Annotated in this window: 1 pseudogene; it reads right to left on the bottom strand. The window is 71.7% G+C overall.

Annotated features, from left to right (window positions below):
• Nucleotides 1-630 (bottom strand): annotated as a pseudogene (locus HGG74_RS21045) (hypothetical protein); the annotation flags it as partial.

Raw genomic sequence — 630 nt, 5'->3', positions numbered from 1 at the left:
CTAGTAGTACTTCGTTAGGTTGGAGCCTTCTGTCCGCACCACGGGCAGCGGCCGAGGAGCAGGATGACTGCGGCCCGGAGTCCGGTCAGGACCTGGTAAAAGCTCAGGCCGGCCCCGCCGCTTTTGGGCCGCGGCCCAGGCGGACGGTGGTGACGAACAGGTGGACTGCGGTGACCAGGGCGGCGTGACGGAGCCGGCCCAGCCAGGTCCGGCCCTCGAAGTGGTCCAGGCCCAGGCCGTGCTTGAGCTCGCGGTAGCCGTGCCCGTGCACCGGCGGATCTTGGCCAGGCGCACCAGTTCGGCCGGCGGCGTGGTTTCGGGCAGGGTGGAGAGCCAGTAGTCCGTGGGCTCGGCAGCTGTCTCCGGCCATTCAACGAGGAGCCATTCCACCGGCAGGGTGCCGGCTTCGTCCCGCGGGATGTAGCGGTTGGCCGGCCGCACGCGCAGGGCGGCGAACCGGCCGGCCATGGCCGCCTCCGGGTTGCCGGGGCCGGCCTTGGTGCCGTGCCGCCAGATGAGCGTGGTCAAGGCTTCCCGTGCCTGCTCCGCCAGGTCCCGCGCGGAAACGGGGGCGTCGTGGTAGCGCACCGTGTGCGGCCGGGGCCCGCGCCCGGTGTAGTCCATCAATGC

It is taken from the genome of Arthrobacter mobilis, from assembly GCF_012395835.1.
GTDB lineage: Bacteria > Actinomycetota > Actinomycetes > Actinomycetales > Micrococcaceae > Crystallibacter > Crystallibacter mobilis.
This window is presented reverse-complemented; position numbering and strand designations above follow the sequence as displayed.